This is a genomic window from Chryseobacterium sp. MEBOG07 (assembly GCF_021869745.1).
In the GTDB taxonomy this organism is placed as follows: Bacteria; Bacteroidota; Bacteroidia; order Flavobacteriales; family Weeksellaceae; genus Chryseobacterium; species Chryseobacterium viscerum.
In genome coordinates this window covers 1,599,001-1,624,568 of record NZ_CP084579.1, presented here as the reverse complement: position 1 = coordinate 1,624,568, position 25,568 = coordinate 1,599,001, and the positions used below count along the sequence as shown (strand labels likewise).

Annotated in this window: 28 protein-coding genes; 4 read left to right on the top strand and 24 right to left on the bottom strand. The window is 36.7% G+C overall.

All coding sequences use genetic code 11. The annotated features are described in order from the left end of the window. Positions 1–211: 211 nt before the first annotated feature. From hemL to LF886_RS07475, 4 genes are all read right to left on the bottom strand, one after another. Complete coding sequence (hemL, locus tag LF886_RS07490) at positions 212–1,501, bottom strand: glutamate-1-semialdehyde 2,1-aminomutase (RefSeq protein WP_103231530.1); 1,290 nt, start codon at positions 1,499–1,501, stop codon at positions 212–214. A 74-nt stretch (positions 1,502–1,575) separates the two neighbouring features. Next, positions 1,576–2,634: a glucosaminidase domain-containing protein gene (locus LF886_RS07485; protein ID WP_103231510.1), complete on the bottom strand. Its 1,059-nt coding sequence runs from the start codon at positions 2,632–2,634 to the stop codon at positions 1,576–1,578. A 15-nt stretch (positions 2,635–2,649) separates the two neighbouring features. After that, positions 2,650–3,558 carry a 1-aminocyclopropane-1-carboxylate deaminase/D-cysteine desulfhydrase gene (locus LF886_RS07480; RefSeq protein WP_236853562.1) on the bottom strand — a complete coding sequence of 303 codons (909 nt, stop codon included), beginning with the start codon at positions 3,556–3,558 and terminating at the stop codon, positions 2,650–2,652. 275 nt (positions 3,559–3,833) lie between these two features. Continuing rightward, positions 3,834–4,160, bottom strand: coding sequence for a hypothetical protein (locus LF886_RS07475; RefSeq protein ID WP_236853561.1), 327 nt, complete (start codon positions 4,158–4,160; stop codon positions 3,834–3,836). A 40-nt stretch (positions 4,161–4,200) separates the two neighbouring features. Between LF886_RS07475 and LF886_RS07470 the strand changes: the two genes are divergently transcribed. The 3 genes from LF886_RS07470 (at position 4,201) to LF886_RS07460 (ending at position 7,043) form a co-directional block, all read left to right on the top strand. After that, positions 4,201–4,380, top strand: a complete 180-nt coding sequence (locus LF886_RS07470) for a DUF5522 domain-containing protein (RefSeq protein ID WP_089690100.1) — start codon at positions 4,201–4,203, stop codon at positions 4,378–4,380. Positions 4,381–4,385: 5 nt separating this feature from the next. Continuing rightward, the gene (locus tag LF886_RS07465) at positions 4,386–4,913 is read left to right on the top strand and encodes a DUF4136 domain-containing protein (protein WP_124534114.1); all 528 of its coding nucleotides are present in this window, start codon (positions 4,386–4,388) and stop codon (positions 4,911–4,913) included. A 339-nt stretch (positions 4,914–5,252) separates the two neighbouring features. After that, positions 5,253–7,043: an endonuclease gene (locus LF886_RS07460; RefSeq protein WP_236853560.1), complete on the top strand. Its 1,791-nt coding sequence runs from the start codon at positions 5,253–5,255 to the stop codon at positions 7,041–7,043. A gap of 209 nt (positions 7,044–7,252) precedes the next feature. Here LF886_RS07460 and LF886_RS07455 read toward each other — a convergent pair whose 3' ends face one another. The 18 genes from LF886_RS07455 to namA form a co-directional block, all read right to left on the bottom strand. Further along, the gene (locus tag LF886_RS07455; protein ID WP_236853559.1) at positions 7,253–7,966 is read right to left on the bottom strand and encodes a hypothetical protein; all 714 of its coding nucleotides are present in this window, start codon (positions 7,964–7,966) and stop codon (positions 7,253–7,255) included. Positions 7,967–8,106: 140 nt separating this feature from the next. Next, entirely contained in the window at positions 8,107–8,757 is a 651-nt protein-coding gene (locus LF886_RS07450; RefSeq protein ID WP_236853558.1) for a hypothetical protein, read from the bottom strand. A gap of 41 nt (positions 8,758–8,798) precedes the next feature. After that, entirely contained in the window at positions 8,799–9,176 is a 378-nt protein-coding gene (locus tag LF886_RS07445; RefSeq protein WP_152291123.1) for a hypothetical protein, read from the bottom strand. Then, the gene (locus LF886_RS07440) at positions 9,160–9,633 is read right to left on the bottom strand and encodes a LemA family protein (RefSeq protein WP_236853557.1); all 474 of its coding nucleotides are present in this window, start codon (positions 9,631–9,633) and stop codon (positions 9,160–9,162) included. Before LF886_RS07440 ends, LF886_RS07445 begins: the two co-directional genes overlap by 17 nt. Positions 9,634–9,719: 86 nt before the next feature. Continuing rightward, the gene (locus tag LF886_RS07435; protein WP_236853556.1) at positions 9,720–10,400 is read right to left on the bottom strand and encodes a hypothetical protein; all 681 of its coding nucleotides are present in this window, start codon (positions 10,398–10,400) and stop codon (positions 9,720–9,722) included. Positions 10,401–10,584: 184 nt separating this feature from the next. Further along, positions 10,585–11,379, bottom strand: a complete 795-nt coding sequence (locus LF886_RS07430; protein ID WP_236853555.1) for a hypothetical protein — start codon at positions 11,377–11,379, stop codon at positions 10,585–10,587. Between the two features lie 5 nt (positions 11,380–11,384). After that, positions 11,385–12,095 carry a hypothetical protein gene (locus tag LF886_RS07425; RefSeq protein ID WP_236853554.1) on the bottom strand — a complete coding sequence of 237 codons (711 nt, stop codon included), beginning with the start codon at positions 12,093–12,095 and terminating at the stop codon, positions 11,385–11,387. Between the two features lie 13 nt (positions 12,096–12,108). Beyond that, positions 12,109–12,732: a hypothetical protein gene (locus tag LF886_RS07420; RefSeq protein WP_236853553.1), complete on the bottom strand. Its 624-nt coding sequence runs from the start codon at positions 12,730–12,732 to the stop codon at positions 12,109–12,111. A 4-nt stretch (positions 12,733–12,736) separates the two neighbouring features. After that, a complete protein-coding gene (locus LF886_RS07415) occupies positions 12,737–15,556 on the bottom strand; it encodes an OmpA family protein (protein ID WP_236853552.1) in 2,820 nt (939 codons plus the stop codon). A 10-nt stretch (positions 15,557–15,566) separates the two neighbouring features. Next, positions 15,567–16,055, bottom strand: coding sequence for a DUF4280 domain-containing protein (locus LF886_RS07410; RefSeq protein WP_236853551.1), 489 nt, complete (start codon positions 16,053–16,055; stop codon positions 15,567–15,569). Between the two features lie 29 nt (positions 16,056–16,084). Beyond that, positions 16,085–17,128: a hypothetical protein gene (locus LF886_RS07405; RefSeq protein WP_236853550.1), complete on the bottom strand. Its 1,044-nt coding sequence runs from the start codon at positions 17,126–17,128 to the stop codon at positions 16,085–16,087. 43 nt (positions 17,129–17,171) lie between these two features. Continuing rightward, the gene (locus LF886_RS07400; RefSeq protein WP_236853549.1) at positions 17,172–18,587 is read right to left on the bottom strand and encodes a T6SS phospholipase effector Tle1-like catalytic domain-containing protein; all 1,416 of its coding nucleotides are present in this window, start codon (positions 18,585–18,587) and stop codon (positions 17,172–17,174) included. Positions 18,588–18,621: 34 nt separating this feature from the next. Further along, positions 18,622–19,596, bottom strand: coding sequence for a DUF2931 family protein (locus LF886_RS07395; protein ID WP_236853548.1), 975 nt, complete (start codon positions 19,594–19,596; stop codon positions 18,622–18,624). A 61-nt stretch (positions 19,597–19,657) separates the two neighbouring features. Further along, positions 19,658–19,828: a hypothetical protein gene (locus LF886_RS07390; RefSeq protein ID WP_153816338.1), complete on the bottom strand. Its 171-nt coding sequence runs from the start codon at positions 19,826–19,828 to the stop codon at positions 19,658–19,660. A gap of 1 nt (position 19,829) precedes the next feature. Then, positions 19,830–21,761: a type VI secretion system Vgr family protein gene (locus LF886_RS07385; RefSeq protein ID WP_236853547.1), complete on the bottom strand. Its 1,932-nt coding sequence runs from the start codon at positions 21,759–21,761 to the stop codon at positions 19,830–19,832. Between the two features lie 148 nt (positions 21,762–21,909). Next, positions 21,910–22,314: a type VI secretion system tube protein TssD gene (gene tssD / locus LF886_RS07380; RefSeq protein ID WP_124534142.1), complete on the bottom strand. Its 405-nt coding sequence runs from the start codon at positions 22,312–22,314 to the stop codon at positions 21,910–21,912. Positions 22,315–22,596: 282 nt separating this feature from the next. Then, positions 22,597–22,875: a DUF2752 domain-containing protein gene (locus LF886_RS07375; RefSeq protein ID WP_236853546.1), complete on the bottom strand. Its 279-nt coding sequence runs from the start codon at positions 22,873–22,875 to the stop codon at positions 22,597–22,599. A 27-nt stretch (positions 22,876–22,902) separates the two neighbouring features. Next, entirely contained in the window at positions 22,903–23,955 is a 1,053-nt protein-coding gene (gene namA / locus LF886_RS07370) for an NADPH dehydrogenase NamA (RefSeq protein WP_236853545.1), read from the bottom strand. Positions 23,956–24,056: 101 nt separating this feature from the next. Between namA and LF886_RS07365 the strand changes: the two genes are divergently transcribed. After that, positions 24,057–24,539 carry a cytidine deaminase gene (locus LF886_RS07365; RefSeq protein ID WP_236853544.1) on the top strand — a complete coding sequence of 161 codons (483 nt, stop codon included), beginning with the start codon at positions 24,057–24,059 and terminating at the stop codon, positions 24,537–24,539. A gap of 69 nt (positions 24,540–24,608) precedes the next feature. On the opposite strand, the gene LF886_RS07360 is transcribed toward LF886_RS07365, so the two are convergent. Both LF886_RS07360 and LF886_RS07355 read right to left on the bottom strand, forming a co-directional pair. Further along, positions 24,609–24,920 (bottom strand): barstar family protein, encoded by a 312-nt coding sequence (locus tag LF886_RS07360; protein ID WP_103233961.1) that lies wholly within the window; start codon positions 24,918–24,920, stop codon positions 24,609–24,611. Next, entirely contained in the window at positions 24,917–25,537 is a 621-nt protein-coding gene (locus LF886_RS07355; RefSeq protein ID WP_236853543.1) for a Zn-dependent protease, read from the bottom strand. The genes LF886_RS07360 and LF886_RS07355 overlap by 4 nt, the downstream gene beginning before the upstream one ends. Positions 25,538–25,568: the final 31 nt, after the last annotated feature.

Below are 25,568 nucleotides of genomic sequence, written 5' to 3'. Positions count from 1 at the left end.
TCTATTTATGACAAAATTAAAAAGAAGTCTCCTGAACGAGGTGTATGGTTTATTACAAAATCTGTATGATTTATGCTTTGTGAATATTCATGTTTCAAATAATCATTTTAAAATAGAATTTCCCCGGCAGATCACCCAACTTAAGATTTTCAATATTGAGGTTATATTCTTGCATAAAAAAACCGGATATAAAATCCGGTTCTATTTATTTTTACTTATTGGAATATTCAAATTTCCTTACGGCTTCCAGTGTCATATCAATCTCTTTATCTTTGATAGCATCACTGATGAAGTACGTTTCATAACCACTTGGTGGAAGATACACTCCATTCTGAAGCATCTGGTGGAAGAAGTTATTGAACAATGAATGATTTGCTTCCTGAGCCTCATCAAAATTTGAAACCCTGTTGATATGGAAGAAAACAGACATCATAGAACCTTTTCTGTTGATTTTATGAGCAATTCCTTTTTCATTTAAAATTTTTCCAATTTCAAAATCTAAGGTTTCTGTTGTTTTATGGAGTCTGTTGAAAAATTCCGGATCATTTTTAATAAGCTGAAGCGTTTTTAATCCCGCTCTCATTGCCAAAGGATTTCCACTTAATGTTCCTGCCTGGTATACTCCTCCTTTTGGAGCCAGGTGATCCATAATTTCATTTCTTCCTGCAAAAGCACCCACTGGCAGTCCACCACCGATTACTTTTCCATAAGTCACTAAATCTGCTTTTACATCGAAAAGCTCCTGAGCTCCTCCGAAAGCCAATCTGAAACCGGTCATCACTTCATCAAAAATCAACAAAGCTCCATTTTCATCACAGATCTTTCTCAGGTTTTGTAAGAAGTTGTTTTCGGGCAGTACACAACCCATATTTCCTGCAACCGGCTCTATAATTACGGCTGCAATTTCGCCCTGATTATGACGGAACAAATCTTCAACTTGTTCAAAATCATTATAACGGGCTAGTAATGTATCTTTAGCAGTACCTGCAGTTACTCCCGGAGAATTTGGGTTTCCGAAGGTAGCCGCACCGCTTCCTGCTTTAATTAGAAATGAGTCTGAATGTCCGTGATAACAGCCTTCAAATTTTACGATCTTATCTCTTCCTGTGTACCCTCTTGCCAGTCTTACTGCGCTCATACATGCTTCTGTTCCTGAAGAAACCATTCTGATCTGGTCAATGTTCGGAACATTTTCGACGATGAATTTTGCAATTTCAGTTTCCAGTTCTGTAGGAGCACCGAAAGAAAATCCTTTCTCTGCTTGGATTTTCAGTTCTTCCAATACTTCAGGATGTGTATGTCCTAAAATGGCTGGGCCCCATGAGTTGATATAATCGATGTAAGTATTCTCATCTGCATCGGTAAGGTAAGCTCCTTTTGCCGATTTCATAAAAACAGGCACTCCTCCTACGGATTTGAATGCTCTTACCGGAGAGTTTACTCCTCCCGGAATGTATTTGTAGGCTTCATCAAACAAAGCCGAACTTCTTTGATACTTCATATATACTTGGTTGCTGTCGACAGCTGCTGGTTGGCATTTGACTGTCAACGGTAAACTCTCAACAAAAAATTAAATTAGTTTCGTGGTTTTTTGTCTATTAAATAAATCAACTGTCCTGCAGATGGCTGCTGTCCTTCATCCATTCTGTTTTTAGCATATAATTTATGCAATTTGATTCCGAATTTCTGGGCGATATCGTGCATATCTTCACCAGATTCCACTTTATAGGTTGCTGTATTTCCTGTAGAATTTTTCGATTCAAGGAAAACAATATCGTTCTTTTTTAAAGTTTCATTTTCCAGTTCATTCCACTTCATCAGTCTGCTTTCGCTCACTTTGAATTTGTTGGCAATGAATTTTACATCGGTATCTTCAGGAATGACAATATATTTCAGCCCGTCGTTCGGATGACTTTTGATAAGGATAGAATTCAGAATTTCAGCTTTCGTTTTGATTCTTTCTACTCTTTTTTGCTGTTGTGCGTAAGAAGTCTGTTTGTAAGGAACTTCTACCGTAACCGGTTCTTTAGCTTTTCTGGTTGCTTTTGAAGGCTCCAGCTGCGCCATGAAAGTTCTGTCATCTTTCAGATCCGGATACATTTTAAGAACAGCATACAATACTTCATTGGAATTGGTATTGTCGTATTCGTATAATTTATACTTTTCAATTTTGGTGATAAGAATGGAAGCATAACGTGGATTGGTAGCATACCCTGCTTTTTTTAACCCGGTCGCCCATGCTCTGTAATCTCTCATATCCAGCTTGAAAAGGTTGGTGTAATATTTTCTGGTGGACAAAAATATAGAATGGTCTTCATAAGACTGTTTGGGATCGTCATACACGCGGAAGCATTCGTTGGGTGCATCATCGGTATGTTTCATCGTTTTACCGGTCCAGTCTTCTTTACATTTTATTCCAAAATGGTTTTTACCTTCCTGTGCTAATCTGCTTTGCCCGCCTCCGGTTTCTAACAACCCTTGTGCAAGCGTAATAGAAGCTGGAATTTTATATTTTTCCATTTCTTCTACGGCATATTTAGCAAACTTCTGAATATACTGATCTTCGGTTGCCCAAGACTGGGCAGAAAATTTTGATAAAACTAAAAGGCTTATGGATAGGAAAAGTCTTTTCATGTTTTTCAATTTTACTTATATAATTAAATTTCTGTTCTGTTTTTCTAAAAGCAGATTTGCCCCCTCAATTCCCTGCAATCCACCTGTGTGAAAGCATAAAATCCTGCTGTTCTCAGGAAAAAAATCTTCATCTATGAGTTCAAAAACTTTCTCCATCATTTTTCCTGTATAAATCGGTTCTAAAGGAATACCATATTTCTCTTTGAAATCATTGATAAAACGGATGTTTCCATCATTTATTTTACCGTAACCTCCAAAACATGAATCTATTAGATTAAAATTCTGTCTCAAAGTTAATTCAAAAATTTTATTTTCAAGTGAAGCATCATCTACCACCTTACATCCTATAACTTTCTGATTGTCTTCACAAAATTTTGAAATTCCTGCAATGGTTCCTCCGGTTCCCACTGCGGTGCAAAGATAGTCAAAATCTTTTGTTTGTTCGTTGAGCATCATTTTCACCCCTTCTACAGCCTCTTCATTGGTACCTCCTTCAGGGACTATTAATGCTTCGGGAAACTCCTGTTGAAGGAATTCTGTCAGTTTTTCTTTGTGTCTGTATTCTTCGCGGGTGACAAATTTCAGGTTCATGCCATTTCTTTTGGCAAAAAGTAAGGTAGGATTGTCACGCCATTTATGCTGCAGTTCTTCTCCCCGGATGATTCCCAATGTTGGAATACCTGCTAAATTTCCTACTGCTGAAACTGCTGCTATATGATTGGAAAAAGCCCCACCAAAGGTAATAATATAGGGGTTCTCAGAATTTTTTTCCAGATAGTGATTCACATTATAAAAGAGCTTCCAGTATTTGTTGCCTGAAATCAGCGGATGAATCTGGTCTTCCCTTTTAATGAAAAGTTTTACATTTTTATGAATGAGAATTTCCTGAATGGGAATAGGTTCTTTGGGAAGTTGTAATAGCATTTCAGTTTTGACTACTCAAGGTTTATTGTTTGCAAAAGTAGGAAAAGATTTAATGTTGTGCAGAGTTCTTATTTTTATGAACTCTCGTTCGTTGAGTTTTTCCCTCAGATGACACAGATTTTCACAGATGGTGTTTTTCGTTTTTTCTTTGATGCGGATTATTTAGTTGTAAGCTTGGGCTAAAGTCAGATGAAAGCTATTTTTTTATAACCCGGGCTAAAGCCTGCTCCTATTGAATATTGAAAATCGTTAACCGAATCTTATCATTCACAACTCTACAGATATTTTCTAAAGTTCCAGAACTTTCTTTTTTTAAGATAGCTCAGGTTATTTTCATTGGTATAGGCTTCTCTTTCAAATGAAATCCTTCTGTAGGCAAGATAACCGTCTTTGAGTTTGAAGAACCAATAGTAATATTCAATAACATAGAAAATATAAAAGAAAATGATGAGCATTTCCAATTGTTGCTGTAAATGGATTTTTTCGTGATTGATCAATACATTATTTTCCTTATCTTCGGGTTTCCTAATGAAGATAAAGGGAAAGAGAGCAATGCCATTAATTTTTAATTTTTTTAAAGGCTTTTGGCATACAATTATCATAGTAACAAATATAAAAAGTTTTTTGACAAGCATTTAACTTATGGCCCATTATGACATCAAAGAAGGTGAAGACTTCTACTATAATGAACAGGGGTACAAAGTTTTTACAGAAAAATTTCATCTGAAAAGAGGTCATTGCTGTAAAAGCGGCTGCAGACACTGTCCTTACGGGTACGATAAAAAGACTGATACATTCATTAAAAGCGATAAAAAAAAATAAATAAAATGAAAAAATATATTTTTATTTTGTTGGCGTCTGCTACATTAGGTTTAACTTCTTGTAGCCCTTTTCAGGTACGTTCAGATTATGCTGAAACAGCCAATTTCAATTCTTACAAAACATATAAAATAAGAATTGATGATCTAAAATTGAATGATATTGATAAAGACAGAGTGCTGAATGAACTGTCGAGACAGCTTCAAAGCAAAGGACTACAGTCCGGAGAAAATCCTGATCTAATTATCAACGTAAAAGCAAATCATAAAAAGGTTACAGATATTAATTCCTCTACACCTTACGGAATGTGGGGATGGGGCGGACCATTCGGATGGGGCGTTGGCATGAACAGAACTTGGACAACGAATTATAATGAAGGAGCACTGATTGTTGACCTGATTGATGCAAAAAGCAATAAATTGGTTTGGCAGGGTATTGGAAGCGGAATTTCTGTAGATTCTCCAAAAGCGAAACAAAGACAAATTCCTGAAATTATGGCTGAGATTATGAAAAATTATCCGCCACAAAGAAAGTAAAATTAAGTCATCCATTATATAAGCCAGTACGTTTTGTACTGGCTTTTTTATGGTTTATGTTTTTCCCACAGATACCACGGATTTTCACAGATGATTGTCGAATATGATCTTTTATTCTTTAAGTTTTGGCTAAAGCCGGATGAAAATTGTTTGTATTGTAAACCGAAACCGGGCTAAAGCCCGGCCCTATTGAATGAATAAAGAAACGCTAATATTTAATCACAAAATAATTCATAATTCATCCCTCATTACTTCTTACATGCAGTGCATTTTAAAATTAACGATTCCTTAATTTTTTATTCATAAAAATGTAGTAATCTTGTTGAAACTTGTATTGATATGAAAAAAATCATCTTATTTTCAGTATTTGCAGGACTTGCCCACGCACAGGCTCCTGCAGGATACTACAATTCTGCGAATGGACTGAGTGGTGCAGCGCTAAAAACTTCATTAAGCAGTATCATCACCAGCGGTCATCAGGATAAAGGCTACAACGGATTGTGGACTGCCTATAAAACCACAGATATTGATAAGGACTATGAAAATGACGGGTCTATTCTTGATATTTATTCTGAAAAATCTGTAGGAGCTGATCCTTATAAATATACTCCGGGAACCAACCAATGCGGTACCTATTCTACGGAAGGGAATTGCTATAACAGAGAGCATATTATTCCCCAAAGTCTCTTTAATGAAGCTTCCCCAATGGTTTCTGACATTAACTTCATCAGAGCTACGGATGGGAAAGTAAACGGAATGAGAAGCAATTATCCTTTCGGAAAGGTAGGAAGTGCTTCTTTCACCTCAAAGAACGGTTCAAAACTTGGAACTTCAGCTTCTTCAGGATATTCGGGGACCGTTTTTGAGCCGATTGACGAGTTTAAAGGAGATGTAGCCCGTATGATTTTCTATTTTGTAACCCGCTATCAAAGCAAACTTTCTAGTTTTTCATCAGGAGATATGTTGGGAAGCTCTACTTTCCCGGGATTGCAGACATGGGAACTGAATGTTCTGTTGGCTTGGCACAATCAGGATCCGGTTTCTCAGGCTGAGATCAAAAGAAATAATGCTTCTTATACCTATCAGGGGAATAGAAATCCATTTATTGATAATCCTAATTACGCTAATCTTATCTGGGGCTCTCAGCAGCCTTCAAGCGACACTCAGGCTCCTACCACAGCGACAGGACTGAATGTTTCAGGAAAAACGTCCAGCAGCATTTCTCTTGCATGGAATACTTCTACAGATAATGTAGGAGTTAGTGCTTATAACGTCTATATGAATGGAACCCTGAAAACTACAGTAAGTTCAACTTCAACAACTATTTCAGGGCTGACTCCTTCAACTTCCTACAGCTTTTATGTTGTAGCAAAGGATGCAGCAGGAAATTCTTCATCGAACAGTTCTACCGTTTCCGGGACTACCAATGCCGGAACGACGGCTCCAACTACCAATTGTGCTAATGAAAGTTTTGAAACCATTCCTGCAGCCAGCGCTGCTTATTCCAGCAGAACCTGGAGTAACGGAGGGATCTCATGGACTGCAACGGATGCAAGAACTGACCAAACTCTCAATAATAAAGCGATTACAGTAAGAAGCGGTTCTTTAACTTCTGGCAGTTCTGCTAATGGTATTGGTTCTTTAACTGTGACAACACAGCTTAAGTTTACAGGGAGTAATGATTCTTTTACTGTAAAAGTAAACGGAACAATAGTAGGAACGATTCCTTACAGTGCTTCTACGGCAACAACGACGATCAGTAATATCAATATTTCCGGAAATGTAGTGGTAAGCCTGGTGAACAATTCAACAAGTAACAGGGTTGCTATTGATGATCTTTCATGGACCTGTTATTCCGGATCAACGGCAAGAATGGCTCAAAGTACGGCTTCAGAAACAACTTCTAACAGTTTTAAAATCTCACCCAATCCCATTACCAATCAGGAAATTTTTGTAAAAGGAGATCTTCAGAAGGTAAAAAAAGCAGAGATTTATAATCTTCAGGGGAAGGTTCTTCAGACCATTGATCAACCTTTCAGAAGTGGAAATTCTATCAAAACAAGAAATCTTGAGCAGGGAATTTATATTTTGAAACTGGATCAGACTACGATACAGTTTCTGGTAAAATAATTCAAATATTAATTTCATATAAAAAATGCCGGTCTTCTCATAGACCGGCATTTTATGTTTTTAAAGCTCTCACAGATTTTGCAGACTGAGCGGATATTTTTTAACGAAGGTTTTATTTTTTCTGCCTTATTTTTAGAAAGCGAAGATGAATCAGTAAACTGATTTGACTAAGCGAATGTTTTAATTTTTTTGTTTGTTTTTATCCTAATTCAATAAATTTTGTCCATATCCGGATATCCGGATCCTTTCAGAAAATCTTTCCATTCTTTATTTTTGAAGACAAAGAGATTACAACGGTATTCATCGGGCCTGTTATCTACTTTTGTTTCGCAGTAATAATATAGCAGATCTTTGTTTTTCCAGATGGCTACTTCCTGTCTGAGTTTATTATGAGTCTGAATGACCTCGTTATCTTTAATCTCAGATTCAAAGCTTTCCCGTATGGTATCAAAGCTGGGTTTCTGAAGTGTTTTATTTAGGTTTTCAAAAAGAGCCATTTTTTCCTGCTCTGTATAGATATCAATCTGATACATTCCCAGCTCATCTTCTTTCTCATTGCCAAGAGGACCGATTTCCTGATCTACTTTTCCGTAATGTAAAAGGACTTTGTTGGTATTTTTATTATTCTTTCCTTCCAAATCTATTCCATTGAAGTGTAATAGTTCTTTTGAAGCAAACGCCAGTCTGTCATTTCCAATCAGAGTAACTTCACTGGTACGTACAGCATCTTTGGCAGTTGCTCCGGCAGATTTTAAAATTTCATTGATGTTTTGCCCTGCCTTAAGCTTAGCAAGATTAAAAGGTTCTGTCTGAGTACTGCCCTGCGTTTCCACCAAAGCCCGAGTGCTTTTATTTTTCTGCTTATCACATGATGCAAGTCCCAGGCAGATCAAGGGTATTAATATGTAATTCAGATTTTTCATAATGTTAGTGTCTGGTTATAAAGAATAAAAACAGAAAAAACGATTCAAATATCCAGAAATTATTTTCTATGTATTTTACCCTTTGTTTTATTTCCTATTTTGAATATATGAGGCCTTCTATAATGATTGCAGCTCACCTTTTAATTCATATACTGATACCACGGAGATCCTTGAGGTGTCGGATATTTTAATCCAAAAACCGCATTATTACGGTAAGCATCTTTGGTAACAGAAATGTATTTATTTCTTATTCTTCCATCATTTTCAATAGAAATACTCAATATGAAGTAATTTTTTCCGTCGTCCCAGAAGAAAGAGGTAGGATAGGTAAAAGTATTTTTCTCGTTTTTAATCCATGAAACTTTTTCCGGGGACAGTTTTTTTAGTTTTTCAAAAATAGATTTTACAAGTTGTGCCTCTACAGTTGCTTTATCTGTAATAGCCGCTGTAGGATTTCCGTGTTTTTTCACTATTTTTTCTACAAATTCCAGAGCATATTTTTCGTCAGCATTGGTATCAAGAGCACCTACCTTTCCTTTATAAACGGTAATTCTTGTACCCATAGTATTGTCTAATGCAATATTTGCGTACGACAATCCTTTGTTTTCATCAGCATAATATTGAATGATATCTGGTTTTGCTGCATCTTTCAGAAATAAGTCTTTGTTTTCAAAATCATATTTTTTCGCATCATCACCTAATATAACCGATGACAGATCAAATGCTTTACTTCCACAACACACATTGATTAAAACAATGAAAATCAATATGATAATTTTTCCTATTTTCATTCTAATTAAAATTTCCCCTGAAAAACTGACTGCATTTCGGGTTATTGATTTTGTTTTTCTTTTATGATCTTAGACCAATCTGTAAACATCTTGGTAATGGTATTGGCGTTGATTAAACTGAAAATAAACATTCCCGTGAATACCGTAAGCCAGCAGTAAGCCAGTTTTACCCCATTTTTATCTGTGATAAAGAAAAGTATAAATATAGTAATAGCTCCCAATATAAATGTAAAAAGCAAGGTATACAGCAGTACATGAATGATGTACATATTGAATTTAAGCTTTCTGAAGATCCAGCCTACCAATGCAATCGGAATAACCAACACAATCGGAAGGAGCATGGCTCCAAAAATGGTAACTTCCGGGTAATCAGCTATTTTATCTTCTAATCCGAAAAAGGTATTAAAACTGAACTCCATTATATTGTTTTTCAGCATCTGTTATCTCAAGTAATGTTTTGTCTTTATATGCAAGTATTTTTGCCAGTATAACATTTGGAAATTCATGAATTCCTATATTATAAAGGTTAACGCTATCATTAAAAAATTCTCTTCTGTCCGCTATTCTGTTCTCCAGTTCGGAGACTCTTTTCTGCAGCTCAAGAAAATTATTATTAGATTTCAGCTCAGGATAGTTCTCAGAAACAGCAAAGAAGGATGATAAAGCTTTTGAAGTTTCATTTGCCAAGGCTGTCCTTTGGTCTGCATCTGTACTATTGTTATAAAAAGTTCTGAGCTCCGTAAGGCGGGTAAGGAGCTTTTCCTCATAGTTCATAAAGTGTTTGGCTACAGTGACCAGATTGGGAATTTCATCCGCCCGCTGCTTCAGCACCACATCAATATTTCCGTATGCTTTTTCAACATTAAATTTGAGCATAACCAATTTGTTATACAGATTGATAAAAAAGCTGATGATAACAACTCCCAACAGGATAAGTAGTATGATTGCGACCGTCTGATTCATTATTGTATGAGTATATAAATAATTATTAAAAGGATAATGGAGCAGGTAAACATAAATGACCTCAGCAGCGGCTGATACTTATTCCAAACGGTAATTCCTGATGCTGAAGTAATCCCAAGGATTTTATAATAGTCATCTTTTCTTATGAAAGGAACTCCGTTTTTAGAATCTGCATATCCTACCAACAGCATTTTCTGACCCTCTTTCAAAAGAGTTTCTGTATATCTTTTGCTGCCATGGCTGCTTGTATTGGTTTCTCCCAGCAAAACAAGCTCTATTCCATCAGATTCTACTTCTATGGCTCCGGTATCATCTTTTATCTGAAAAAGATTACATTGTGTCTCCCGGTGAACTGTATGGTATGTTTCTTTACCGTCAGAATCTCTGTCTATATTTTCAATAGTGTAATAATATCCGATACAAACTTCATTTTTCACCGGTGAAAACAAAGGATTCTTCATCATTAAAGTTCCTTCAACCTCTACCAATCCCTTGGCCACTGAATGTATCTTTGATGTGGGAAGGGATGACTGTAAACGTAAAAACCGTTTAGCAGCATTAGGTTTCATTAAAGCAATAAAGATGAGTACAAAAATCAATAGCGGAATAAAAATGATTGCTTTTTGTGCATAGCTGTCATAATTATTGGCAATTTCAAAAGCATATTCATGCAGTGGCATTTTTTCTTTGAAAATAATCCACAGTATAAAATAAACAAAGCATGATATTATTATTCCCAGAATAATATAGCCTATATATGATCTTTTTTTGTTTTCCCCCATGTACTTTTCCTGAATACCTTACCTTCCAAAATCTCTTTCGTAAAGGTATAGTATTTAATGTCTTATTTCTCCCTTATTTTTTCTAAATGACTTCGAACTCTTCTTTTCCCTGTGGAATATGGAACATCAGTTCCAACATCAGTTCTTCCTTTGTCTTCTCTTTAAAAAGAAAAAATGCAGGTTCACCATTTAGTTTTTTATAGGTTGCCAATTTTCCGTTACCATAAATTTTTAATACCCTGCCTTCCGGCAAAGGCATTATTTTAAACCCATCGTTGAAGTCTTCCAATAAACTGTTGAGCCTTGCTTTTGCGTCATCATTACCCAGATACATGGATAAAGCCATATTCTTTTCACGGTTTTTTATCAATTCAAAGAAAGCATCATATTGTTTTGATTCAATCAGGCTGCTTATTCTTTTGTATATGGAATCCAGCTTATTGTTAAGATAAGATGTATCCTTAGAAATTGACAGCAAGTCGCGACTCTCTTCCCATTTCATCATTTCGTAAGGTATCTCAGCCTGAAAAGATGATTTATGGTGTAATGAAGGCAGCTTCTTTACTGTTTCCTTTTCTGAAAACTGAAAATTACCACAGTCTTTTTCATGGACGAACTTATCATTAAAGACATCGAATAACTTAATAGTATATTCAAATTTTGTTCTTGAATCTATATATTGTCCTCCTGTAACAGGGAGAAGCTTAATCTCGATTTTTTGCTCCCCGGAACTGCTTATTCCGAAATTAACTGGAACATTTGGAGACATCTGCCCTTCGGTTTCCATGGCAATAACAGGGATATCATTCACCAAAACTTCGAATTTGCAATAAACAGCAGTAAAATCAATGGTATAGTAAGGTTCTTTAGCCATCATTGTTATTATTTATTGTAAAACATATCCAGACTGCGGTAAGAAACCCATTCTTTGTATTTGGGGCTTGTTTTATCTAAAGCAAAGATCTTTAATGTATTTTCATTAGGTTTCTTAGAAAGATTAACGGTGTGAATGGTAAAGAATGTTGTTTTGGCTTCTTTATCCTCCCAAACCTGCACTGTTTCTTCTATATGATCTGTTTTGAATTCTCCGTTTTCATCAAGGAAAATAGGTCTTTCTTTTGTATTTACTTTTTTATCTGAAAAGTCTGCTTTATGGCCTGCTTTTTTTTCAATAGCGCTCAGAATAGCATTTGTATTCGGGTTGTTCTGCAGCACCATTTCGTAGCCCCATACTTTTTTATCATTCTTTGAATAAAGAACGGCAACCTCATCCGTAACAGATTGTAAGCTGTTATTAAATAACGACAGGTTCAGATTTTTATCTTTGGGAAATTGAAATTCAACATAATCCACTGAGGTATTAAAATCCCCTGAAGCATTGTCATTAGCAGTTAGTCCAATTCCTTTAAGCAGGTCTTCTCCGTTGGTTCCGAATTTAAGATCTTTAAAATCCATTTTTCCCTGGGTCTGGTTTGCTGTTTTACTGGTTACATTTGCTTTGTCTGTCTGTGAAACAGATTTGCCTGTTCCTTTTTCCTGACAGTTCATGAGAACAAAACTCAATACGATCTGGCATATAACAATCTTTTTCATTCAACTTATTTATTTAATTTTCTTCTTTATTATATAGACTATACGGATAGCTTTCTACTTTCTTATTATTTTTTATTCTGAATTTCAAGTATTCCGAATATTTTGTAGTCTGCGTGGCATTAATGATCAGTGTGGTAAAGTTAGTATTTAAACACAACAGATCTGATTCTTTTGTTTTCTCTCCTTGTATTTCGGCATTCCCATTATTCAGAATAAAAATCTTTCCGGATTTTTCCCAGATGATATTCCGCTCTCCTTCATTTCCTTTATCAAAAGCTGGTGTTCCCAATTTTTCAAGAAGCAGCTTTTCAAGTTTTTCGCTTTCTTTCTGCGTATACAAATGGATTTTATATCCGTTGATATCTTTTGAATCCCCCAAAAGTTCAAGGTAGTTTTTTCCGGCATATGTTGCAGAATTACTTCCAATTTCATTTGCAAAATACTGTCCATACAGGCTAAAAGCATTCATATCTTTTAGCTGATAAGCAGTAAGATTTTCATCTAATGTAGATTTTTTCTCTGTATAGTCAATACCACTTACAATCTTTTCCTTTTTCGTGGGGAAAAGAATATTGGATAGATCCTCTTTTGCAGTACTGCATGATATAAACAGGGACATGATTACAAGTAGAAACATATTTTTATTTTTTCTTTTTTTCCCAAAGTAATATTTTGTTGTCATAACCTACTAATTCTGCTAAATATTTCATAATGTCGAATCCGTCAAAAAATGTACGGGTTCTGTTGTAATTCACCGGAGTCCAGTCTGAGCTTACTTTTTTATAGGTAAATCCGGCTTTTACCATTACCACTACTGTTCCTACACATGGGTCTATGCTTAGGCTCGGAATATAATAAATTCCTGCGGTAGAATCATATTTTAATTTGTGCCCAGAAGTAATTCCCATCGTAGCTCCTGCAGTCAGTTTTCCTTCAATATGTCCTTCCAGTTCCGGTTTTTTTGTTGTACCAATGACTACAAACATTCCTTTTAATTCGAGTCCTGATTTTAATTCAACCGTGATATTTGAAGTTAAATCAAAATTCACTTCTGCTCCATCTTTAACTGTACTGAACGAACCGTCAATAACACCATCTACTTTCCCTTTCACTTCCAGGTCAATGTACATTTTAAAGTTGATGACCACTTTTTCGGTTTCATATCCTTTACTTGCCCATTCTCTGACCATATTGAAAATTTCAAGGGCCAGTACATTTCCTGTTCCTGCAGTGGCAACAGCAACTCCAGCCTGAACGATTAAAGCAAGAAGGTCAAAAACAATAGCGAGTTCAATCAAAGGCTTTGTTTCAATGAACAGCATCAATTTGGTTCCTATATCGGAATGGTCATCATTGATGTCTGCTTCCCATTCTGCTCCAAAATATAATGCCGGCGCATTTAATTTGATCTCAAATGGCAATTTTCTTCCTACTCCTTTGGATACGACTCCTTTTGTTTGCGATGTGATCCCCTGAGACATTTTTTTAACCGAAGAAATAATAGAGAAAAGTTTACTGATCTTATCTTTATATTTCAGGGTCAGTTCCGGCTTGCAGTAATAGCTTCCATCTTTTTGTTTGTCATAAGAGGCTTTAAGCTCAACACCGAATTCTACGTCTGTATATTTTCCCTTCTCTTCATTGGCAAGGCTCAATGCTTTGCCTCGAAGTTCTTTATGCTTATCGGGAGTCATTTTTTGCCACTTTATACTTAAGCTATTGCTCAGGTTGATAAAAAAGGCAAATCTCCATTTGATATCCGGATATGCTTTTATTAATACAGTAGTCCGTTTTTCATTGCTGTAATATCTGCAGGTATGCACATGCATATGAAACTGATTCGGACTGGTAGATGCAGGCCAAATGTATTGCATGACGGTCATTGATTGAGCATCCAACCCAATTCCTCCTCCAAAATTATATCTGCTTAACGGAGAATATATCTCATAATTGAATGTAGGGGTTGGAAAGGTTTTCTTTGTATCTCCTTTATCTATCGCCTGCCCTACATCTACAATATAAATTTCTTTTTTATGTTTGTTTTTGGTGTCTCTGAAACAGCTGTTGGTGTCAAAACCAGTGACATCAATGATGAGTTCCTTTTTTGTAGCAGAAGTAGGCGCTACTACCGCATAGTTGATGGTCTGGGCATCATGGGCATTGAATACAAATGAGATGTCTACTCTACGGTTGTTTTCATAGTCTTTCTCATTTTTGTATTTGATATTATCTCTCCCCATTTTATCATCGGTAGGATCTACTTCTCCTTTTCCTACAGAGATAATCCTTCTGGGATCCAATCCTCCGTCGGCAAAGAATTTCTTTACGACATCAGCTCTTCTTTGTGAAAGCCCTCTGTTGTAATTTTCTTTTCCTATAACGCAGGCATAGCCACTGAGATTCATTGTAGCATCTTTATGTTCCAAAAGGAATTTGAGAACATTATTCAAAATTGTAACTCCATCTTTATCAATGACTGTAGAGTCAAATTTATAAAAGATCGTTCTCTGAATATGTTCCTGTAATGCAGCGGAATGGATCTGTTTTACACCGTCTCCGTTTTTAAAGACTGTAGCTATGGTATTGTTGGCTTTGCCGTCTTTTATTTCACTCTCAGTGATTTTGATCAACTCAAACTTACATGGTTCGAGTCTTACGGAATTTACATCCGGCTTATATACTTTGGTTGGAGTCTGATTCTGGGCTCCATTGGTATTGGTAGTGACTATTTTGCTTTTTACATTAAGATAGATAGCATGCAGATCATCACCAAGTTTATCTTTAATATATTCTTTTGAAGCAATGTCTTTTACTTTTACATAGAATTCTTCTACATTCTGAATGTTGTCTACAGAGGCCATCCAGGAGAAAGTATTCTCTATTTTCAGATTTACTTCACCGTCTATAACGTCTACATTGTTGTATACATGTACGAGTTTATCTTTTTTTGCAGACTGCTGGTTCCAAAGCTCAATGATAAGGGAATTTCCATTGAGACCTTCTGTCATTAAGTTCAGGTGAACAATATGTCCGTAGGAAATATATTCAGTCTTTTTGTTGTTTTTGATGCTCTTGCTGTTCTTTTGTGTAGACCATTTGCTGCTAACAATTTTAGGTTCACACCAGCCTTTTACATATAATCCTGTATTATTTTTAGGATCTCTTACTCCCGAAAGACTGGCTTCTATATAAAAATGATAGCTCCCGCTGTATTGCTTGTCTATTAAAAATTTATATCCGCCCGCAGAAGTCACCTGATTGATGATAATTTTCCTGCTGTTGTTCTGCCTCATCCAGGTAAGAGGTTTCTTTTTGTCTGCATCTGTGGTACCCGGCAGCCATTCGTCAATACCGAACTGTACCCACTGATCAGGTTTTATCGTAACCCTTTGTCCTGATACGGACATTTTGGGATAATAAACTCCACTTACAACTTTTACTTTTTTAACGCCTTTTGCCATTTTTTATCATTTAGATTGCACTATCCTGCCCTCCTCCTGAAGGCTGCTCCTTATACATTTCCTCGGAATCTACCAACGGATTGATCTGCTGCTGGACATCTTTGTCTGCATTTTTAAAATTCTGCTGGCTGGCTTCCGCACGTTGTCCGTGGTCTATAATTTCAATGCATGGGGTACCGGCAATAGCACATACGGCCTTGCTGTCTTCTACAATGATAAATCCGCCATTGCTAAGCTGTACTTTATCATAGAATTTCTGCCATTCTGTAACCATGATTTTGCAGGGCGGCGGCGGAACTCCCATTTTGGTGCAGTTTCCGAATGTATTTTTTTCAAATGTGGCTCCTCCTATTTCTTTGGTCGTAACGATCAGTTTTTTAGAAGCATTTTTATCATTGGCATATTCTTTTTGGTGTGTAAGTACTTTGAGCTTGTCGGGAGCTTGCCCGAACTGGCATTTGCACATGGCTCCCTGTACTACAATATGTTTTTCTGCCATATTAATTTTATCTTTAGTGAAATGGTAATTTAGTTTTCATCAATTCCTGATACTGATATCGAAATTTTTTTTTCTTCCTGCAGCATGATGGTGCATTCCAGATAAAGTGATTCCGGCAATGCGTTTTCTTCTTTCATATAACTTATTATTCTGAAAAATCCTTCTTCATTCATTACAGGTTCGTCTTCTATAATCAATGAGAAAGGGGATCTTCTTATAAAGTCATCAATATCTCTTTCGTCGTTTAATTTTCCTGATCCTTCTATGGTGATCAGGCCTGTTTCTCCTTTTACCGGATCTGTTTCCAGTATTATTTTGTACCGGGGTTCAATAGCGTTATCCACTACCGGAAAGGTTGTTGTCATTTCTGTTCTATAATCCTGCCCGAAACTTTGGTGGATCCCAAAGAACAAAGCACGGATGAAATAATCATTTTTAAGGTACAGGTCAATAGCCTCAGGCTCATTGATCACTTTTTCTATCTTCCTGCAGTATTCATCTACAGTTTCTCCATCAAATTCTTTGTACAATTCTTCTTTAATCCCAGACCATCTTTTGAGAAATACCTCAGCATTTTCAACAGCTTCAAATTTTCCATTCTCGTCTGTACTGATCTGTAAAGGGTATAAAACCTTAGATGTTCTGTAAGCCAGCAAATCTGCAATCTCATTCACTTCTTCTTCATTAAGATAAAGGTTTGATGTTCTGTCTATCTCAAAAAAGTGAAGTCCTTTTTCTTTTTTCAGCCAGCGGACTGAGGTTTCATATTTTAATTCGCTTTTATTTTCTCCTTTTTCAATGGTAATAACAACACTGTATTTTCTCACTGAACCTGTCGGCTGAAGGATCAGACTGTTTCCTCTTCCGAACTCTACCAATCTTCTTTTATCGGTAACGGCTGTTCGTGGTATAAAAAGCTCTTTCTGTCCGTTAAGATTGATCAGGATCATATCCTTAACAGTACAGAGATTATTGTGGAATAACTTTAAAGCATCTGTATCCAGATTGTAAAGTGCCGCAATACTTTTTAAAGTTTCATTTTTCTGAACGATATGTATGTTATATTTCTGCATAGAAATGTTCCTGCTTCAATTTCTTTCTTTGTATGATATTCTATTAAAAATGGATAACTCTTTCTCTGTTTGGTCTCGGATCCATACCAATACCTTCTCTTCTTGCTGACCAGTGAAGATATTCATGGCGAAGTTTTCTTAAATCATCCTGCTCCTTTACTTCTTTCTGGTAAGCAGCATAACGGTCTTCCGGGATTTCGTTTCCTCCATAAGCATCACGCAGCGCTTTAAAATGTTTGAAGGAATAAGGTTTGCCATCTCCCATTACATAAGATCTGAGACGGTCTTTTATTCCTATTAAAAACTGATCATCCAAAATGGAATATTTTTCGTCTGTCAGTTTCTTTATGGTTATAGGAAGATTTTTATCTACAGCATATTCCGCCATAAAATGCAAAGGAATGTAGCTGAATGTCTTCAGCAGATAGCGTGATCCTCTTAGTGACAGATAAAATCCGGGCGTAATGGTAAGCTGCCCTTTTTCATACCATCCTTCGGTTTCAAGCTCTGTTTTTAATGCTTTTAATTTGGTACTCGTTGTCCATGAAGTTTCAACTTCTTCCCATGTTTCCTGTCCGTTTTCGTAAGCTCCGCCTACATCACAGTGTACACCAGGGAAGTTTTTTTCAGTTCCAATATGTACTCTTGTCAGGTCAAAATTTTCTCTGTGCTCATCTTCTGCAGTAAAGTGAACTACAGTCTGAGCTTTCCCGATATCATTCAGGCTCAGTTCTTCAACGTCATTGCTAAAATTGGGTACTGGTGAGAGGTATTTTGAATAGGAAGAAACGGTATCGTAAATTCCCAGAAATCTTACTTTTAAAACATCTACTTTTAGTCCGGCTTCTTCGAGTTTAAGGCCAAGATGTCCCCATTTTGGAAGTTCTTCTGAACCTACCCCTTTTCCGTCATCATCTGAATAGGTAGTAATGGAAACCGCTTCATTGGCAACTGTGCGGGAAGTGGCTTTATATTTTGCTTTTCCAATTTCGTATACAAAATTGCGGGCAGCAGCAGCTCCACGGCTGAAACCGAATACATCAAAAGTAAGCACGGCAATTTTATCGGCTTTCTTTTCTGCTTTAATGGTTTTTACCTTTTTTACGATTTCTTCACAGCCTTTTCTTACTTTAGATCTAATTCCGGTTTCGCCAGTTCCGAAAGCATATCCCAACGTAGCATCTCCTTCTTTATCCTGTGTACCGATACCTTCTATGTAAATACCGAAGTTTTTATCATAATTATCCCACATACGGGCTACATTACTCCAGTCATTGTTGTAGCTGGTATTGTCTGAAGATTTACCGCCATGTTTTTTATGAGCATCCGTCCCTTTTTTTCTTTCGTCTGTATTGGTTTTATTATTCAGGGTTCCGTCAAAAAAAATCCCAATGGTAATATCCAATACTTCCTCTTTGGATACAGATGGTGTATAACTTCCAAATTGATTGTTGTGCATAGTTCTCGTTTTTAAATTGACTGATTGAATGCTATCATTCTATCTTTCGGGATACTCTGATTTTTGCTTTGGTAACTGCCAGGTTTTCTTTTTCAGATTCTAAAGACACTAAGATTTTAGTATTGTCTTCGTTTACTGTAATGGTCAGATCAATGTTTTTATCTTTTCCTAATTTCTGAAACAGATCAAATATTTCTTTGTCATCAAAAGCGTCTATCCATACTGCATATCTGTTGTTGTTTTTATCTTTCCAGTAAAAACCACAGAATCTTGGTACTGCTCTGCTTTTATAAGTATTCTCTTTTAAGCTCTGATCAAAAAGATTTTCCTGTTCACCGTTATAATTCGTAAAACCGAAATCTATCCATGTTGCTCCTTCAGGAAGAATCACTGCAGGTTTCCAGTTGTATTTTTCTCTGTAGGCATTATAAATGTCTGCTGCAGGATAGCCTTCTTTTTCAATTTTCTCTCGAACTTCCGGCTTGAATGTCTTATAAGACGGGTCTTTCAGCATTCTGTCTGCAAAGCCTTCTTTCAGCATATACTGAGCGTTATCGTATGCTTTTTCTTTGGTAATAATGGTGTCATGGGCCTGAAAAGCGCCTATTTCTTTCTGGTTTCCAACGCCTTTCATCCAAAGCACAACTCTTCCTTGTGGAGCTAATCCTACAACAAAAGAGTTGTAAGTAGATTTCTTTTTTGTGTCCTGATCTACAAATCCTTCATCAAAAAGTTTTTTTATCTTTTCTTTATCCAGATTCCATTTTCCGGTATAGAATTTTTTTTCTACCAGAGAATACCATGTAAACTCCAGCTCATGAGGAGCATTCATTCTTTCGGTGGTCACGTTCATGGTACCGCCTTCTTTACCCCATCCTGTATTCTGTGTTCCCCAGATTGCATCAAAGCTGTAAGTAAAACCATCGGCAACAATAGCTCCTTCATACACTTCCATCGGGTATTCCTGTGGGGCAGAAACGGTTCCCAGCCAACTGTATTTTTCTTCCATTTTTTTATTCTGACAATTCGTTAATGAAAAACACCATATAAAAAGAATCAGCAGGTTGTATTTACTTATGACCATGGGACATAATCTTCTTGTTACTTGCTAAAACCAAATTTTCTTTATGGGCTTCCACATTGATTTTCTTTGCAATTTTCTCCACCTTTTTGCCTACGCTCAGATGATAAGAATCTTTGACTGTAATGCGCAGATTGGTTGCTGTCTTTATGATCGCCATATTAGAAAAGTTTTGATTTTTCAGCACTGTTGAATTCTACGATCTTTCCACTTTGCATGGTCATATTTTCCATTTCGCTGAACATGGAAATTTCACCAGCTATTTCGTTAGATGTTTCAGATTGTCTCTTGAATTCTTTTTCAATCATTTCTGTTCTGGTATCTGAAGTTTCTGTAATATCTCCTGATGCCGTAAGTTTCATATCTTTTCCAGCTATAGAAACAATATTGTCGTTGGCTGTACTGGTAATACTTGCTCCTGCCCCTATTGAAATTTCTTTTCCTGCCGTGATATTGATATTATCGCCTGCATTTAAGGTAAAGTTTTTAGGGGCTTTCATACTGATATTCCCCTGTCCGTCCATAAAGTAGGTATTACCACTTGGATCAAGAATCGTTACACTTCCTTCCTCATCATTCATTAGAATTCTGATTCCGCTTCTGGTTTGTATCGATTTCAGGTGATTGTTAACACCTCCTCCTAAAGCGATACCCCCATGGAACATTCCTCCCATTACAAATGGTCTGTCAGGATGACTGTGCACAAAGTTAACCATCACCTGGTCTCCCACTTCAGGAATAGCTACATAGCCTCTGTTTTGGGTAATCTGATCTGTTCCTCCTGCATCAGGACTCATCATACGGATAAAGTGAGTGGTATCGTTGGTCTGCCAGTCAAATCGCACCTGTATTCTTCCCTGTCCCTCCGGATCAGTATTCGAGATTACTGTAGCAGTCTGTGGCTCAGCCTTTGGAATCGTAAATTCTGGTTTTGGAAGAAAGCCTGTATCTGCAGCAATTCCCACAAAGCTTCCATTATAGTGACCAATGGTATCAATCTCATGCTCTACTTCTGTAATCATGATTCTGGTGAAATAAGAGGTTTCGTTAGAATCCTGCTTACGCATCTGTACATCTGCTACACACCCCGGATGCAGGAAAGGAACCGTTGTATTTCCTGAGGTGGAAAAAACATTGACCGCTTCACTTCCTGAAGCACTTTTCTGAGAGTACTCAACATCTAAGTGGGTAGAAGCTTTGATGGGAGCCATCTGTAAAGCTGGTGTTTTATAAATAGATTCGTTATGACCATATGCTGTTTTCGCCAGGTCACTCACATGTTTGATAGGCGTTGCACCGGAAGTCAGTTTTTCATTCCTGTTGCTGTTATACCCATAGTATTGCGGCTTGGTGTGTACTGCTTTCAGTTCAACTTTTATATCGTTGGCACTGCTTCCGTAGGTAAGGATAATAGGTTTATTCTGAGCAGGAAGCTTTCCAAAGTGTAAGACTTCACCATCATAGTAGAACTGCTCTCCGTAAGCCTCAGCCATTCTTGCCAGGTAGTTATAATGGGTTTCATCATACTGACTGCTGTAGATAATTTGAGAAAAATTATTAGCCTCTACCCTGATATCGAAACGGCTTTTATCAATTCCCTGTTTAATCACTTCTTCTGCAATAATTCCTACGTTTACGGGCTGTGTACCTCCGAAACTCTGAATATGAGGTGCTCCATCAAGCAGGATTGTAGGACTGTATCCGGTAAGTACAATATTTCCCAGGCTCATTTGTTCCTGGCTGAATCCTACTCCGGTAATTACTCCTACAAAAGTTCTTTCAGGGCTGTTATCTATATCTTTATAGGAAATCACTGCTGTAAGTCTTTTTCCAAGAAACTTATTGGCTTCTTCCAATGAATGGGTCTGTCTGTCTCCCAGAGTATCGTGTGCCAGTGTCAGCGTAAATTCGTGGTGTCTTCTGGTGCTTTGTTTAAGCTTGAAATGTTTATAATATTTGATAATTTTCCCTTCTATGACAAGAGAAAGTTTTACCAAACGGTTGATACCTGTATGATGGTTTTCGGAAATACCATCTGCATTCTGCGTGGGACGAAAAGACGTCGCTTGTGATTTTCCAGGTGTATTTGACATATTTTTTGTGATTTGATTAGTTTTTGTAAACGATTATTCGGCAGGGTGGAAATATACAAGGATAACCCAAGGATCCCGCAGAATATCGTTTAAGGTAAAAAAAGACCGTCTTATAAGGACAGTCTTTTATTTTTTGTTCATGAAAGACTTAGCTCATTGGCCAAAGCCCATCATAAGATGAATTTCCATAGGTAATGCTTTCAGCACTTATGATAAAGCTGATCAGCATACTGTTGCTATCGATAGCATCAAAGTCTACTTCATGCTGAATTACATATCCGTTTTCCCACTTCAAATTGATCAATGTTCCTTCTTCGTGAGATTTATTGAATGTAATCTCTCCGCTCGTAGGTTTATATTTGCTGTTTAATAAGCTTTCTAAAACATCAGATTTTTCTGTTGCTTCAATTGTTACTTTAATCAGTGCGTTTGACGGATCAGATGCTACACGTCCTGAAATGTCTGTAGATCTTGATACGCTGTAGTTAAGCTTTAATAACTTCTGACCTTCCCCTCCATTGAATTTTAAGATTCCTCTTGAATTTCCTGCCATATTCTTAAATTTTAATCATTAACAACTGTTCCCTGATATAGGATTTATAAAACAAAGATAGACTTCATGTTCTAATGTAAAAAGTTTTTAAGGCACTGTTTAAGAAATTGTAGTAGTTCTACGACATTTATTAAATTTTCGCAGTAGAAATTAATTTTAGAATTTTAAACTAACTTATTTTATTTTTCATTAAAAATCTTCTACACAGAATAATATGTAAAAGAAACTTCTATATCCCATATGGTTCAGTATTTGGTGTCTGGCTTTCCATTTTCAGCTGCATTAATGATGTTTGTACAGATACGCAATTATCATAATAATAAGATTAACGATTATCATAATCATTAAAATGTTACTGTACTTTCTTTTTTTATCGATAAAACTCAGCCCAAGGATAAAAAAAAACAACAATAAGGTATATACCGCAGGATACATCTGAAAAGCCTCAGAAAACTTTCCTTCAAATACCAGGACAATTGCCCTCTGAGCTCCACAACCCAGGCATTCTACTCCAAGGAACTTTTTACTGGGACAGGAAAGCATGAAATCTTCAATATTCATTTCTGAGGTTTTAGATTAATCCATTAATTAAGAAGAGATTTTAGCTCTCGTATATTGGTGTGGGAAAAAGCAGTTTTCCTGCATTTCAAAAGATCCCTGAACGGCAATGTATGGATTTCTCAGAATCTCTCTCGCTACAAAAATAAGATCTGCATCTCCTTTCTGAAGGATTTCCTCTGCCTGCTCTATCTTGGTAATTAACCCTACAGCTCCCGTATTCACAGAAGCTTCATTTCTAACCTGTGATGAAAGCGGAACCTGATAGCCATCAAACACTGAAATTTTTGCCCCATGTATATTCCCTCCGCTTGATACATCAACGAGGTCAACAGCATGTTCTTTTAAAACTTTCGCCAATTCAACACTACTTTCAATATCCCAGCCGTTTTCAGCATATTCTGTTCCGGAAATTCTTACAAAGAGCGCTGTATTTTCATTGAGCTCTTCATTGACTGCATCTACAATTTCAATCAGAAACCTGATTCTGTTTTCAAAACTTCCTCCATATTCATCTGTCCTGATGTTGGAAAGCGGTGACAGAAACTGATGAATCAAGTATCCATGTGCTCCATGAATTTCAATAATATCAAAGCCAGCTTTCACTGCTCTTCTGGCGGCATTTTTAAAATACTGAATCATCTCCTTTACCTCATCCGTACTCAATACATGCGGAATCCTTTCTGTGGGATGATACGGGATAGGGCTTGGTGCAACGGTTTCCCAGCCTTCTTCAATAGAAATCTGCAGGTTATTCCATGTTGAACCTTTTCTTCCGGCATGCGCCAGCTGAATTCCTATTTTGCTGTCAGAATTTTTATGAACAAATTCTACGATTTTCTGTAGTTTTCCCGCCTGCTCATCATTCCAGATTCCCATGCAGTGATTGGTGATTCTTCCTTCGGGCACTACTCCTGTAGCTTCCACGAACAGCAATCCCGTACCTCCCTGTGCCCGGCTTCCGTAGTGAACGAAATGAAAATCGTTGGCCATTCCGTTTTCACATGAATACATACACATAGGTGACATTACCCATCTGTTTTTCAACTCTACATTTCTGAATTGTATTGGTGTGTATAGCATTTTACTCTTTTAAAAAATTGAACGTATTTACTGGAAGAATAAAATATTGTCCACCTCATTAAAAAGAACTAATTTTACCCCCCTTTTTTAGTTGACAATATATGAAAAAAGACATACAGATCAGTTACGAATATTTTAAAAATAGCAGTGAGCTGAGTGATATCGAAAATAAATTATTTGAAAGAGCCAAAGAGGCTCGTGAGAACGCTTATGCACCTTATTCTCAGTTTTTTGTAGGTTGTTCCGTGTTATTGGAAAACGGAGAGATCTACTCCGGAAACAATCAGGAAAATGCAGCCTACCCATCGGGACTCTGTGCAGAAAGAACGACTGTTTTTTGGGTAGCCGCCAATTTTCCAAATATGAAGATAAAAAAGATCTTCGTGGTCGGTGGTCCTAAAGAATTCCATGAGAAAAATCCACCGATTCCTCCTTGTGGAGCATGCCGTCAGAGTTTGATAGAGTATGAAACCAAACAGGACGAGGATATCGACCTTTATTTCTCAAGCATGAATGAGGAAGTGGTAAAAGTGCGCGCGGTGAAGGATCTGCTGCCTTTTTATTTTGATTCTACGTTTTTGTAAGAAAGAGTAAAATGTAAAGAAATTTCAGCATAAAAAAAGCTGTTTCATACGTTGAAACAGCTTTTTTTATTATTCTTCAGATTCTACCTCCTCATCTTCATCGTCTTCATATTGCTCCAGATAATAGCTAAAGCTAAAGTCTTCCACTTCTTCTTCAGCATCTTCAAGAGTAGTCAGCAGGTCTTCAAAAATCTCAAGCTGATCTACGGTCATATTTACGAATTCGATGTGGAGTGGCATTTCCACATCCCCGGTAATGCTGTCAAAAAGCGCATCAAGATTATCACCAAAATGTTCAGGAAGCTGAATTTTTTCCTTTAACTGAGTGTAAAAATCTTCATAGTCGCCTATGTCTGTAAAATCGATATATACTGTCTTCATATAGAACTAAATTTCCAATTTTTATTGATTAAAAAAGTTTTGCATTTTTTGCAGAAATCCGTTTCTTCATTGGTGGGATTTTTGCCTTCTGCATCTCTCATAAAACACATTTTTTCAGGGCAATGTGGCAGCCCTTGTGTATGACCCAGCTCATGAATGGCTATTTTATAAAACTGCTCATCCTGGTTTTCTTTGCTTAGTCTGAATTTTGAAGCTACACAAGCTTTTCCCGGTCTATAGCCCAATCCCATGATTCCAAAGTCTTTTATTTTTCCTCTGGTAGCACTAATATCTTTTGAAGTTAAGCCAATCATAACAAAACCTTCTTTTGTTTTACTGCTTAAAAACTTAATGATGGAATCGGCACGGTACCGGTTTCTCTCTTTATAATAGGTATCTTCCGGAAAGTCTATGGCAGCCAGAACTTTTACATTCGGGTATACTTTCTTTATTCCTTCCGTTACTTTTCCTACACTCTCCGGTTTAATATCTTTAAACGGCTGAATGAGTATTGTTATGGCTGGTTTTTCTGCTTTTTCCTTTATTGAACTCTGTTTTTCTGAGCATGACAATGTCAGAAAAAAGACTGATATAATATAGACAAAACCTGCTTTCACTTCTTTATCTCTTTATTGAGATTGCTTCGTC